This window comes from Pantoea sp. NPDC088449, from assembly GCF_044753225.1.
Classification (GTDB): domain Bacteria; phylum Pseudomonadota; class Gammaproteobacteria; order Enterobacterales; family Enterobacteriaceae; genus Pantoea; species Pantoea floridensis.
Genome location: NZ_JBIVMT010000007.1, coordinates 164,361 through 177,180, shown reverse-complemented (window position 1 = coordinate 177,180; position 12,820 = coordinate 164,361). Strand labels below are relative to the sequence as shown.

Below are 12,820 nucleotides of genomic sequence, written 5' to 3'. Positions count from 1 at the left end.
ACCTGACCCCATGCCGAACTCAGAAGTGAAACGCCGTAGCGCCGATGGTAGTGTGGGGCCTCCCCATGCGAGAGTAGGGAACTGCCAGGCATTAATTAAGTGAAGAAGCCCCGAACGGAAGTTCGGGGCTTTTTTACGTCCAGTGAATAGCAAAACCAGCTAAAACAACATCTATCTCCATATTATTTCAGCCATTCAACAATAAAATCAGCAACCCTTTGCGGCTGGTTAATATCTAAAAGAGGCAATTTGATCTCTAAATCTTCGTCAGTGGCGATTGCGATCACATGACTATCGAGTAAATCTTCAATCTCTCCCTTAACACCACGCCGCCAAAGCGCAACTTTAGGTACCGGCTCATCTTTGAAGCCTTCGACCAGTACCAAATCCAGCGTTGAAAGCTCCATTCTGGATGCTAATGCCACGAGATTAAGTGGCTGATTAGGCGTTTCAGACATCAAAGCCCATCGCTGATTACTGGCGACAATAACCTGATCCGCTCCAGCCTTGCGCAGCAAATAGCTGTCTTTTCCCGGCGTATCAATATCCATTTGATGATGCGTATGCTTAATCAATCCCGATCGTATTCCTTGCGCCTTTAGCAGCGGAATGACTTTTTCAAGGAGTGTGGTTTTCCCGGTCCCGCTCCAGGCAGTAAATGCCAGTAAAGGCACGTTCATGGCAAAGTTTCCTCATTTGCTAAATCGTCCGGCGTATTAATATTACGGAAGGATGATTCTGGGTCTAAAAATTCAACTGGATGTCCACCATGCTCACGTAAAAACTGCATGAGACGTCGCTCACCGCGCAGCAGCCAGGCCTCAAGCTCATCCGCTAGCGAGCAATTGACCAGTGCCAAAGCCGGATGGTCGCGCTGTGAAGATTTCACCCACACCGCAGGTGCTGTCCCTCGTTGCTGCCATAAACGAGCAACAAAATCGTGTGGAAGCCACGGGGTATCACAAGCAGAGAAAGCCACCCATTCAGTTTTACTGTGGCGCAGTCCGCTGAGCACGCCGGCCAGCGGTCCGGGATAATCCGGCATTGAATCTGTAACAACCTGACAACCACTTGCCTGATAGCGATCAATGTTACGGTTGGCACTTATCAACACAATATTGACCTGCGGTCGCAATTTCCGCAAAACGTGCTGATAAAGCGGTTGTCCCTGTAGCACCAGCAACCCTTTATCCTGTCCACCCATACGGTTGCCTTGCCCACCTGCGAGGATCACGCCGGTAAATGCTGTCATCTTCGTCTCCTTGCTTCATTCTGGACGATACTTACATAGCGGCAGCGTACCACTTGCATAAAGGAATCCATGATGAAATACCACCGTCTAAATGAACTGCTTGAACTCCTGCAGCCTGCATGGCAAAAGGATTCCGATCTCAACTTGTTGGCATTTTTACAAAAACTGGCGCAAGAATCTGGTTTCAGTGGCCCATTAAGTGAATTAACGGATGATGTATTGATTTACCATCTCAAAATGCGAGAAGCAGGTAGTGATGCAGAGATCCCCGGACTAAAAAAGGATTATGAAGTGGACTTCAAAACCGCGCTATTACGAGCACGCGGTGTGATTAAGGATGATGAGTAGTGTTATCCTTGCGCATTAATAGCAAAGGTAACACACAGGCAAAATGATGAGCGAAGCCGCCTTTAATTTCCAGACGCTGAATCCCGATGTCATTCTAGATGCTCTTTGGGACGCGGGTCTGCGTGTCGAATCAGGCTTAACAGCCCTCAACAGCTACGAAAACCGCGTCTATCAATTTAGCGATGATGAGAAGCGACGCTACGTGGCGAAATTTTATCGTCCGCAGCGCTGGAGTGAACAACAAATCCTTGAAGAACATCAATTCACTCATGATCTGTTGGCCGATGAAGTGCCGGTAGCCGCACCGCTGAGCCTCAAGGGGAGCACGCTTAATCATCATGCCGGATTTATGTACGCGGTCTTCCCCAGCTTGGGTGGGCGGCAGTATGAAACTGACAATGAGGAACAGATGGAATGGGTTGGCCGCTTTCTTGGGCGAATTCATCAAACTGGCAGACAAAGTCCGTTTCAACAGCGCCCAACATTTGGACTGGAAGAGTATGTACTTCAACCGCGTTGTGAGCTGGAGCAAAGCGCATTAGTACCGACTTCTCTCAAAGATTCACTGCTTGCCGCCGTTGATAAGCTAGCCGCGACACTGCAGCAGCGTTGGCACACCGAATGGCAGCCGCTCAGGTTGCACGGCGACTGTCATCCCGGCAATATTTTGTGGCGTGAAGGCCCAATGTTTGTCGATCTTGATGATGCGCGCAGCGGACCGGCAGTGCAGGATTTATGGATGCTGATCAATGGCGATCGTCAGGAACAGTTGATTCAATGGGATATTTTGCTGGAAGCTTACAATGAATTCGGCGATTTCGATGTACATGAATTGTCACTGATTGAGCCTTTACGCGCTATGCGCATGGTTTATTATTTGGCCTGGGTGGTACGCCGCTGGCAGGACCCCGCATTTCCGCGCGCCTTTCCCTGGATGACAGATGAGGATTTTTGGCGCCGGCAGATTGTATTATTTATCGAGCAGGAAAGGCTGTTACACGAACCGCCGTTGCAGCTTAGCCCGCAATATTAATGAAGTACTCAGGAGATAGTTTCACGATGAAAAAGATCATGTTTGCGCTGGTAGGTCTAATGCTGGCATTTGGCGCCTCAGCGGCACAGTTCACTGATGGTAAGCAGTTTAATACTCTGCCAAAACCAGTGGCAGGTGAGCCGCAGGTTCTGGAGTTCTTCTCCTTCTTCTGCCCGCATTGCTACCAGTTCGAACGCGTTTATCACGTGAGCGATGCAGTGAAAAAGAACCTGCCGGCTGACACTAAAGTGACGAAATACCACGTTGATTTCCTTGGTGGCCAATTCGGTCCAGTCGTTACTCAGGCATGGGCTGTTGCAATGGCACTGGGCGTAGAAAGCAAAGTAACTGCACCGATATTCGACGGTATTCAGAAGACCCAAACCGTGACCGATGCAGCGAGCCTGAAAGAGACCTTTATTAAAGCAGCCGGTATTTCTTCTGAAGATTACGATGCTGCGTGGAATAGCTTCGCAGTAAAAGCGCTGGTTGCTCAGCAACAGAAAGCCGCTGCGGATGTCAATCTTCAAGGTGTGCCAGCGATCTTTGTTAACGGCAAATACATGGTTAACAACGGTGGGTTAGACACTAGCTCAATGGACAATTTCGTTGCCGATTACGCCAACGTAGTGAAGTTCCTGGTTGAAAAGAAGTAATTTAGCCTAATAAAAATGCCGACATTGTCGGCATTTTTATTTTATATATCGCCTTGTTATTCTCTCGTCTCGATTATTCTCCTTCACTAAATATCCACATGGACGATCGTCTTTTCATTTTGGTGCGTTAAGTCGCAAAAACTAAATAACCATTTGATTTTAATCAGGTTGTGAAATAAATATAATTACAATTAACGTAAATAACAATACGTTATGATTTTTACGCACAAACTTATCCACAGCCCGATCCTTGCGATCGGCCCCGCGTAACGATGAAAAAGATCCTGACATCTCTGAGCGCATTCAACATTCTCCTCCGGTTGTGGCATCCTTATAGCCCTCAACATCGCAACGAAGAAAATACGAACCTATGGCGCAAATTGCAGAAAACCCCCTGATTCTGGTCGACGGCTCATCTTATCTATACCGTGCATATCATGCCTTTCCGCCGCTAACGAACAGTGCGGGCGAGCCAACTGGCGCCATGTACGGTGTGCTCAACATGCTCAAAAGCTTGCTGATGCAGTATCAACCCAGCCATGTGGCTGTGGTCTTCGATGCCAAAGGAAAAACCTTCCGCGATGAGTTATTTGAGCACTACAAATCGCATCGTCCACCTATGCCGGATGATCTGCGTGCGCAGATTGAGCCTCTGCATGAAATGGTGAAAGCGATGGGCCTGCCGCTGTTAGCGGTATCTGGCGTTGAGGCAGATGACGTCATCGGTACGCTGGCACAGCAGGCGGAAAAACGTGGTCGTCCGGTACTGATTAGCACCGGTGATAAAGACATGGCGCAGCTGGTGACGCCGGCGATTACGCTGATTAACACCATGACGAATACCGTGCTAGGTCCGGAAGAGGTTGAGCAAAAATATGGCGTGCCACCGGAATTGATTATCGATTTTCTCGCCATGATGGGTGACAGTTCAGATAACATCCCTGGCGTGCCGGGCGTGGGTGAGAAGACTGCCCAAGCCTTGCTGCAGGGGTTGGGCGGGATGCAATCAATTTACGATAATCTCGACAAAGTGGCCGAGCTCTCCTTCCGCGGTGCGAAAACTATGGCGGCGAAACTGGAACAGAATCGTGAAGTGGCCTTCCTTTCTTATCAGCTGGCAACGATCAAAACTGACGTTGAACTTGACCTAACCTGCGATCAACTTACGGTCAATGAACCGGACGTGGTCGCACTGCAAACGTTATTCAGCCGGTTTGAATTCAAACGCTGGATCGCTGATTTGCAGGATGGATCCTGGCTACAGGGTAAAAAGAGCAATTTACAGGCCCAGAAAACCCAGCTTAATGAGCCTGCCACACCTGCAGTGGAAACCACCAGCGTACTCTCCGCGGATGGCTACGTTACCATTCTCGATGAGGCGACATTTGCTGAGTGGTTGCAGAAGCTGAAAAGCGCCGAGCTGTTCGCTTTCGATCTGGAAACCGATTCACTGGATACGCTTAGTGCCAACATTGTTGGTATTGCATTTGCCGTTGCACCGGGAGAAGCGGCATATCTACCGGTTGGCCATGATTATCTTGATGCACCAGACCAGCTTGACCGTAGCGACGTAATGAAACAGCTGAAACCCTTGCTCGAAGATGGCAAAGCGGCAAAGGTTGGGCAGAACCTTAAATATGATCGCGGCGTGTTGAAGAATTACGATATTGAGCTGAACGGCATCAAGTTCGACACCATGCTGGAGTCCTATTGCCTCAACAGCGTGGGAGGTAAACATGATATGGATAGCCTGGCCGCACGCTGGCTGAACCATAAAACGGTGACCTTTGAAGAGATCGCAGGAAAAGGGAAAAACCAGCTCACCTTCAACCAGATCGCCATTGAGCAAGCAGGGCACTATGCTGCTGAAGACGCGGATGTCACCCTGCAACTGCATTTGAAAATGTGGGCGAAGCTGGAGCCTGAAGCCGGGCCGAAGAAGGTATTTGAAGAGATTGAAATGCCTTTGTTAAAGGTCATCTCGCGCATTGAACGCAATGGCGTGCTGATTGATCAAAATATTCTGGCAAAACACTCTCAGGAACTTACTACCCGCGTGGCGGAACTGGAGCTAAAGGCTCATGAGCTGGCGGGCGAGCCATTTAATCTCTCATCACCTAAGCAGCTGCAAACCATTCTGTTTGAAAAGCAGGGTATTAAGCCGACGAAAAAAACCCCCGGTGGCGCCCCTTCCACCAGTGAAGAAGTGTTGGCCGAACTGGCGCTGGATTATCCGTTGCCGAAGGTCATCCTCGAGCATCGCGGCCTCTCCAAGCTAAAATCGACCTATACCGACAAGCTGCCGCAGATGATCAATCCGGTAACGGGTCGCGTGCATACGTCCTATCATCAGGCGGTAACGGCGACGGGGCGACTCTCTTCCACCGATCCTAACTTGCAAAATATCCCTGTGCGCAACGAAGAAGGCCGCCGTATTCGCCAGGCGTTTATTGCTGGGCCGGGCAATATTATTGTTGCTGCGGACTATTCACAGATTGAACTGCGTATTATGGCGCATCTGTCGCAAGATAAAGGCTTGCTGGAGGCCTTTGCACAAGGGGAAGACATCCACCGCGCGACTGCGGCAGAAGTGTTTGGCGTCACGCTCAGTAAGGTCTCCGGCGAGCAGCGTCGTAGTGCTAAAGCCATCAACTTTGGTTTGATCTACGGGATGAGCGCTTTTGGCCTTTCACGTCAGTTGAATATTGGCGCGGGCGAGGCGAAGAAATACATGGACCTCTACTTTGAACGTTATCCGGGCGTGCTGCGCTATATGGAAGAGACGCGTTCAAAAGCAGCCGAAAAAGGCTATGTCGAAACGCTCGATGGTCGTCGTCTATGGTTGCCGGATATCACCTCCAGCAATGCGATCCGTCGTAAAGCTGCCGAACGCGCTGCAATCAACGCCCCAATGCAAGGCACGGCTGCAGATATCATCAAGCGTGCCATGATTGCGGTAGATGGTTGGCTGTTAGAGCAAAAGGACGATGCCGTACGGATGATTATGCAGGTCCACGATGAACTGGTGTTTGAGATCCGCAGCGATGCGGTGGACGGCGCTATAAAGACCATCCGTGCACTGATGGAAAACAGCATGAAGCTGGATGTGCCGTTGCAGGTTGAAGTTGGAACCGGTGATAACTGGGATGAGGCACACTGATGCTGCCAGTCAGCGGCAAATGTCAGCCGCTGACACCATCATAAGAAAAAAGTTTACTTAATCGGTTCAGCCACGTCACAAAGCGGCCTTCAGGATACGCGTTTTGTAACTGCCTAACGGCTAAGCATTTTTTTAGTAATTAAACTACATCGCACGCGTGAAAGTGTGATGAGCTTAGTAAAAAAGATGCCAAACTCTGAAAGTTAGCAACAAAAAACCCTTTGTAGGGCGCAGAAAATCAGGTAGAGTTTATCGCGTAGGGTACAGAGGTAAGATGTTCTATCTTTCAGACCTTTTACTTCACGTAATCGGATTTGGCTGAATATTTAGCCGCCCCAGTCATTTATGACTGGGGCGTTTTTTATTGGGCTTTCTCTCAAAAGCCGCTGCGAAATTACTCTTCGCTCTCTTCGCCGTCGCCTTCCTGTGCTGGCTCCAGTTCGTTAAACCAGCTATCCAGTTTCTTGCGCACAATATCAACGCCCATCTTCTTCAGTGAAGAGAACATTTCCACCTGGACATCGCCATTGAACGCCAGCGAGGCCTCACGCACCATGGTCAGTTGCGCTTTACGTGCGCCAGATGCCAGCTTGTCGGCTTTGGTAAGCAGCACCAGCACTGGAATTTGGCTCTGAACTGCCCATTCAATCATATTCTGATCGAGGTCTTTCAGCGGGTGGCGAATATCCATCAATACCACCAGCCCTTTCAGCGCCTGACGTTTTTGCAGATATTCTGCCAGCGAGCGCTGCCATTTACGTTTCATCTCCTCCGGCACCTGGGCATAGCCGTAACCGGGCAAATCGACCAGACATTTACCTTCAACCACTTCAAACAGGTTAATTAGCTGAGTTCGACCTGGCGTTTTACTGGTACGAGCCAGACCTTTTTGATTGGTAATGGTGTTCAGCGCGCTGGATTTGCCTGCATTCGAGCGCCCGGCAAAAGCAACTTCAATACCCACATCCGCCGGTAGGTGGCGAATATCGGGGGCGCTGAGCATGAAATGGGTCATGTGATAGTTCAAAGCAGACAAAGTGAAACTCCAGCAAAATGAATCGGGCAATGGGGCTGATTATACCTGTAATGGCGCAAAAGTGCCCGATAGCGTCTTAACACGCCATTTTGTAAGAGATCTAGGATTTTTACTGCCAGTTATTACCGTTTCATTGAAAGTTAATCTTTAGTTTAAAGGTTATTTTTCAATGACTTGGTTTGTTTATGGGAAATACCGCTCTTAATTAGAGACAAGTCTCACTTGTTCATTTTACCCATTAGTCTACATTTGTTGTCAGTGCACGGCAGCACCCATCAGGATGATGAGCTCAGGAGCGTCGGGGATGACCAAGAGCATGGCAGGAAGCGATTCAGGTAGGAATCGGACAGGGAAAGGGAATAATCGCAGGAGCGATGTGGCGAGGGAGCAACCGGGACGTTGTGAGCCGTAAAGGATTTATCACGTGTTTCCTTCGGATGAAGGTGCGAAATAAGGCGATAGCACAGGCTATCGCCTTTTTTCTTTGCTTACTTTCTGCTAGATTTCGCCGCAATTCTATACTGAACTCACAAAGCATCGCCGAGACCGGACACCATGAAGCAACCTGCATCAGCCCCGCGTGGCAAACCCGCTGCGAAAGCCAAACGCAAATCGCGTGAAGACCTCAATCAGGAAGCGCGCGATCGCAAACGCGACAAAAAGCACAGCGGCCACAAATCTGGCAGCCGTGCTAATCCAGAAACGCAAACTGCTGGCAAAGGCCAGGGTAAAAAGGTTCAGGATCCGCGCCTGGGCAGCAAAACCCCTATTGCACTCGTTGCTGATGGTAAAACCCAGCCGGCGAAGAAGCCCGCTGCCAAACCGAAGCCAAAAGCGGAGAAAGTTCGTCTGACGCCACAAGAAGAGCTGGCGAAGCTGGAAAATGATGAACGTCTGGATACCTTATTGGATCGCCTGGAAAACGGTGAAACCCTCAGCGGCGAAGATCAGGCTTGGCTGGATCAAACCTTAGATCGCATCGACGAACTGATGGAAGCGCTGGGCATCGCACTTGATGATGAAGTAGAAGATGAGCAGGCCGAAGAAGATATGATGCGCCTGCTAAAAGGTAATTAAGGCCAATTTTGATCGGCATGCGTATAAAGGCATGCCGCGCTAAACAGGTATTCACCTATGCTTTGGCCTGGATCAATTTTCGCGCTGCTGCTGACATGTTATCTGATCTGGTTATTGTTTAAACTACGCCGCCTGTCGCGTCTGAAGTCGCGTTTACGTCGGCGTTCAGCCCATCGCTTCGTCCACTCTTCTGCTACGCGACCCTCTCTCAGACGACGTCACCGTAAGGAGTGAGCATGTCATCGCCGCAGATTGATTGGGACCAGAGCCTCATCGAAAAATATAATTACGCGGGCCCGCGTTATACCTCTTATCCCACTGCGCTGGAGTTCAGTGAGAACTTTAGTGAGGGAGATTTCCAGCAGGCGGTTGAGCGCTATCCCGATCGTCCATTATCGCTGTATGTGCATATCCCGTTTTGCCATCGTCTTTGCTACTTCTGTGGCTGCAATAAAATTGTGACGCGTCAGCTGCATAAAGCCGATCGCTATCTGGACGTGCTGGAGCAGGAAATCCGCCAGCGCGCACCGCTGTTTACTGGGCGGCTGGTCACCCAATTGCACTGGGGCGGTGGCACACCAACATTCCTTAACACGCAGCAGGTGAGCCGGCTGGTGGCGCTGCTACGCGATCATTTTACGCTGGCCGATGATATCGAAATGTCGATCGAGGTTGATCCGCGCGAAATTGAGCTGGAAATGATCGATCATCTGCGGGCAGAAGGTTTCAATCGCCTCAGCATGGGCGTGCAGGACTTCAATAAAGCGGTGCAGGAGCGCGTTAATCGCGTTCAGGATGAAGAGACCATCTTCGCGCTGGTGCAGCGCGCGCGTGAACAGGGTTTCCGTTCGGTTAGCCTTGATCTGATTTATGGTCTGCCGCTGCAAACGCCGGAAAGCTTCGCATTTACCTTACAGCGCGTGATTGCACTCAATCCCGATCGCCTCAGCGTTTTCAACTATGCGCACATGCCAACCTTGTTCGCTGCACAGCGCAAAATTAAAGATGATGAGCTGCCGGGCGCGGCGCAGAAACTGCAAATCCTGCAGGAAACCATCGCCACCTTAACCGGCGAAGGTTATCAGTTTATCGGCATGGATCACTTCGCGCGGCCGGATGATGAGCTGGCGGTCGCACAACGCGCCGGCGAGTTGCATCGTAACTTTCAGGGCTACACGACGCAGGGCGAAACCGATCTGCTGGGATTGGGCGTGTCAGCAATCAGCATGCTGGGCGACGGCTATGCGCAAAACCATAAAGAGCTGAAGGCGTATTACGCGGACGTCGAGCAGCGCGGTGATGCGCTGTGGCGCGGACTGACGCTCAGCGATGATGACTGTCTGCGCCGGGATGTGATTAAGTCATTAATCTGCAACTTCGCACTGGATTTTGCGGCGATAGAGGCGCAATACCCGGTGGCATTTGAAGCGTATTTTGCCGAGGATTTGGCGCTGTTAGCGCCGCTGGTGGCCGATGGTTTACTGGAGCAGCGCGGTCGCAGCCTGCATGTTACTGGCGTGGGTCGATTGCTGATTCGTAACATCTGTATGTGCTTCGATGTATATATGCGGCAAAAGGCGCGCATGCAGCAGTTTTCGCGAGTGATATAAAAACAGGGGAGCAATGTGCTCCCCTGCTTCAAAACGCAAACTTCTGCGTTATTCCATTCCCAGCTCTTTCAACTTGCGCGTCAGGGTATTACGTCCCCAGCCGAGCAGCCGCGCTGCTTCCTGTTTGTGCCCCTGCGTGTGACGCAGCGCGGTGGTGAGCAGCGTTCGCTCCATCTCCGGCTGCGCTTCGGACAACAGGTTTTGATGACCGGAACGCAAGGCGCGATCGGCCCACTGCGCCAGCAGCGTGGCCCAGCTATCCGGCAGCGACTGCACTGGATTGTCCGGCGTGCTGGATTCAAACAGTTCAGGCGGCAGATCCTGAATCAACACTTCCTGGCCCGCCGCCATCACGGTTAACCAGCGACAGGTGTTTTCCAACTGGCGCACGTTACCGGACCAATGCAGACGTGTCAGCGCGGTTTCGGTTTCCGGATGCAGAATCTTTGCTTCCACGCCCAACTCACGTGCAGCAACCTGCAGGAAGTAGCGCGCCAGGCGCGGAATATCTTCACGACGTTCACGCAACGGTGGCAGATGAACGCGAATCACGTTAAGACGATGGAACAAGTCTTCACGGAATTTGCCTTCCTGCACGCGCAATTCAAGGTTCTGGTGGGTTGCCGCGATGATGCGCACGTCCACTTTCACCGGCGCATAGCCGCCCACACGATAAAACTGGCCATCGGCCAAGACGCGCAATAATCGTGTTTGCACGTCGAGCGGCATATCACCAATTTCGTCGAGGAACAGCGTGCCGCCATCGGCCTGCTCAAAACGTCCCTGACGAATCTGGTTCGCGCCGGTAAATGCGCCTTTCTCGTGACCAAACAGCTCGGATTCGATCAAATCTTTAGGAATCGCCGCCATGTTCAGCGCGATAAAAGGAGACTTCGCGCGCGGACTATGACGATGCAGCGCATGCGCGACCAACTCTTTACCGGTACCGGATTCCCCGTTGATCAGCACGCTAATGGAAGAGCGCGAAAGGCGACCAATGATGCGGAACACATCCTGCATGGCTGGCGCTTCGCCGATGATATCGGTGGTTGGGCCGCTAACGGGTTGATTACGCGGCTGCTGCTGTTCCTGATAATGGCTAATCGCACGTTCAACCAACGCCACCGCTTCATCAATATCAAACGGCTTTGGCAGGTAATCAAACGCCCCTTGCTGATAAGCGCTAACCGCCGCGTCCAGATCGGAGTGCGCGGTCATAATGATGACCGGCAGCATCGGATGGCGCTGTTTAATCTGTTTCAGCAGCGCAAGACCATCCATGCCAGGCATACGAATATCTGACAATAATACGTCTGGGGTTTTGCTTGCGAGCGCGTCCAATACCTCGTTAGCGCTGTCAAAGGTTGCACAGCTCAAACCGGCTCCAGTGAGCGCTCGTTCAAGCACCCAGCGGATGGAGCTATCGTCATCGACGATCCAGACTATCCCTCGTTGCATACAAACCTCACTGGCGAATAGGCAGGTAAACCGAGAATTCGGTGTGACCTGGCCAACTGTTAAATTCTATTTTTCCTGAATGCTGATCGATCAGGCTACGGGCGATGGAGAGACCTAAGCCGGTGCCACCTTCGCGTCCGCTCACCATGGGATAGAACAGCGTATCTTGTAGCTGGGCCGGAATGCCTGGGCCATCATCTTCAATATCAATGCGTGCGACCAGACGATAACGCGTGCCGTGCAGCGTGAGCTGGAAGGCGGTACGCGTGCGAATCACGATGGTGCCACCTTCATCACCTAAGGCTTGCAGCGCATTGCGCACCACGTTTAACAGCACCTGTTCAATCTGGTCGGGATCGTGCGGCAGTTCCGGCAGGCTTGGGTCGTAATCACGTACCAGCGAAACATTATCCGGCAGCTCCATCGACACCAGATTCACCACGCGCTCCGCCACCTGATGAATACTTTGCGTCACATGCAGACCTGGCTGTTGCGGGCCTAACAGGCGATCGACCAGATTACGCAGTCGGTCGGCTTGCTCAATGATGATGCGCGTGTACTCATGCAGCGAAGGATCGGGCAATGCGCGGGTAAGCAGTTGCGCGGCACCACGTAATCCCCCAAGCGGGTTTTTTATTTCATGCGCCAGACCGCGGACTAAGTCGCGGGCAGCAACCTGCTGCGCATGTTGAATTTGTTCCTGGCTAAGACGACGTTGATTATCCATCGGCGCCATTTCCAGCAGAATAAAGCCATCCGGTAAACGCTGTGCCGTCAGCGACATAATGTGCGCGCGGCCATCCACCACTAAGGTGACTTCGCTATCGGTAAAGCCCTGGCCAGCCCCGAGACTCTCGCTCATCACCTCAATATTCAGCGAAAAATAGCCGGTTAATTCCGGTAATGGCGTGCCGAACAATTTACGTGAGCTTTGCGCCAGTAATTGCTGAGCCGCCGGATTGGCGTAATGGATAACTAAATCGTTATCGACCAGCAAAATACTGTTGATTAGGGAGTTGAGAATCTGCCCCGCATCGGGCAGCGTGCCAGTTGCCATACAGCGTTCCTCTGCACTAATTTAGTGCATTATAGCCTTACAGGACGGAAATCTGTGCTTCGAACCATGAATACGCGGAGAAAAAAGCCCATCCGGAGATGGGCTAAAGTTTCCACGGCAATATAAAATCTTC

11 protein-coding genes and 1 rRNA gene are annotated in these 12,820 nt (G+C 51.4%); 7 read left to right on the top strand and 5 right to left on the bottom strand.

Annotated elements, in window-relative coordinates:
- Positions 1-90, top strand: a 5S ribosomal RNA gene (gene rrf / locus ACIP6T_RS23295); the annotation flags it as partial.
- A gap of 92 nt (positions 91-182) precedes the next feature.
- On the opposite strand, the gene mobB is transcribed toward rrf, so the two are convergent.
- Entirely contained in the window at positions 183-680 is a 498-nt protein-coding gene (mobB, locus tag ACIP6T_RS23290) for a molybdopterin-guanine dinucleotide biosynthesis protein MobB (RefSeq protein ID WP_400459365.1), read from the bottom strand.
- Positions 677-1,252: a molybdenum cofactor guanylyltransferase MobA gene (gene mobA, locus ACIP6T_RS23285; protein WP_400459362.1), complete on the bottom strand. Its 576-nt coding sequence runs from the start codon at positions 1,250-1,252 to the stop codon at positions 677-679. The genes mobB and mobA overlap by 4 nt, the downstream gene beginning before the upstream one ends.
- Positions 1,253-1,324: 72 nt before the next feature.
- Between mobA and ACIP6T_RS23280 the strand changes: the two genes are divergently transcribed.
- From ACIP6T_RS23280 to polA, 4 genes are all read left to right on the top strand, one after another.
- The gene (locus ACIP6T_RS23280; protein WP_097095534.1) at positions 1,325-1,600 is read left to right on the top strand and encodes a YihD family protein; all 276 of its coding nucleotides are present in this window, start codon (positions 1,325-1,327) and stop codon (positions 1,598-1,600) included.
- A gap of 46 nt (positions 1,601-1,646) precedes the next feature.
- Positions 1,647-2,633, top strand: a complete 987-nt coding sequence (locus ACIP6T_RS23275; protein WP_345827673.1) for a serine/threonine protein kinase — start codon at positions 1,647-1,649, stop codon at positions 2,631-2,633.
- A gap of 26 nt (positions 2,634-2,659) precedes the next feature.
- Positions 2,660-3,289, top strand: a complete 630-nt coding sequence (gene dsbA / locus ACIP6T_RS23270; RefSeq protein WP_400459358.1) for a thiol:disulfide interchange protein DsbA — start codon at positions 2,660-2,662, stop codon at positions 3,287-3,289.
- 370 nt (positions 3,290-3,659) lie between these two features.
- The gene (gene polA / locus ACIP6T_RS23265) at positions 3,660-6,449 is read left to right on the top strand and encodes a DNA polymerase I (RefSeq protein WP_400459355.1); all 2,790 of its coding nucleotides are present in this window, start codon (positions 3,660-3,662) and stop codon (positions 6,447-6,449) included.
- 394 nt (positions 6,450-6,843) lie between these two features.
- Here polA and yihA read toward each other — a convergent pair whose 3' ends face one another.
- Positions 6,844-7,485 (bottom strand): ribosome biogenesis GTP-binding protein YihA/YsxC, encoded by a 642-nt coding sequence (yihA, locus tag ACIP6T_RS23260; protein WP_345827678.1) that lies wholly within the window; start codon positions 7,483-7,485, stop codon positions 6,844-6,846.
- Between the two features lie 555 nt (positions 7,486-8,040).
- Here yihA and yihI point away from each other — a divergent pair.
- Both yihI and hemN read left to right on the top strand, forming a co-directional pair.
- A complete protein-coding gene (yihI, locus tag ACIP6T_RS23255) occupies positions 8,041-8,562 on the top strand; it encodes a Der GTPase-activating protein YihI (protein ID WP_097095539.1) in 522 nt (173 codons plus the stop codon).
- Positions 8,563-8,798: 236 nt separating this feature from the next.
- Positions 8,799-10,172: an oxygen-independent coproporphyrinogen III oxidase gene (gene hemN / locus ACIP6T_RS23250; protein WP_400459350.1), complete on the top strand. Its 1,374-nt coding sequence runs from the start codon at positions 8,799-8,801 to the stop codon at positions 10,170-10,172.
- Between the two features lie 48 nt (positions 10,173-10,220).
- Here the strand turns inward: hemN and glnG are convergent, their stop codons facing one another.
- Both glnG and glnL read right to left on the bottom strand, forming a co-directional pair.
- Positions 10,221-11,630 (bottom strand): nitrogen regulation protein NR(I), encoded by a 1,410-nt coding sequence (gene glnG, locus ACIP6T_RS23245; protein WP_008109800.1) that lies wholly within the window; start codon positions 11,628-11,630, stop codon positions 10,221-10,223.
- Positions 11,631-11,637: 7 nt separating this feature from the next.
- Positions 11,638-12,687, bottom strand: a complete 1,050-nt coding sequence (glnL, locus tag ACIP6T_RS23240; RefSeq protein ID WP_008109798.1) for a nitrogen regulation protein NR(II) — start codon at positions 12,685-12,687, stop codon at positions 11,638-11,640.
- Positions 12,688-12,820 lie beyond the last annotated feature (133 nt).

Bases quoted from the DNA above. Each gene is read 5' to 3' on its own strand.
- mobB (WP_400459365.1), bottom strand. From the start codon at position 680: ATGAACGTGCCTTTACTGGCATTTACTGCCTGGAGCGGGACCGGGAAA.
- mobA (WP_400459362.1), bottom strand. From the start codon at position 1,252: ATGACAGCATTTACCGGCGTGATCCTCGCAGGTGGGCAAGGCAACCGT.
- ACIP6T_RS23280 (WP_097095534.1), top strand. From the start codon at position 1,325: ATGAAATACCACCGTCTAAATGAACTGCTTGAACTCCTGCAGCCTGCA.
- ACIP6T_RS23275 (WP_345827673.1), top strand. From the start codon at position 1,647: ATGAGCGAAGCCGCCTTTAATTTCCAGACGCTGAATCCCGATGTCATT.
- dsbA (WP_400459358.1), top strand. From the start codon at position 2,660: ATGAAAAAGATCATGTTTGCGCTGGTAGGTCTAATGCTGGCATTTGGC.
- polA (WP_400459355.1), top strand. From the start codon at position 3,660: ATGGCGCAAATTGCAGAAAACCCCCTGATTCTGGTCGACGGCTCATCT.
- yihI (WP_097095539.1), top strand. From the start codon at position 8,041: ATGAAGCAACCTGCATCAGCCCCGCGTGGCAAACCCGCTGCGAAAGCC.
- hemN (WP_400459350.1), top strand. From the start codon at position 8,799: ATGTCATCGCCGCAGATTGATTGGGACCAGAGCCTCATCGAAAAATAT.
- glnG (WP_008109800.1), bottom strand. From the start codon at position 11,630: ATGCAACGAGGGATAGTCTGGATCGTCGATGACGATAGCTCCATCCGC.
- glnL (WP_008109798.1), bottom strand. From the start codon at position 12,687: ATGGCAACTGGCACGCTGCCCGATGCGGGGCAGATTCTCAACTCCCTA.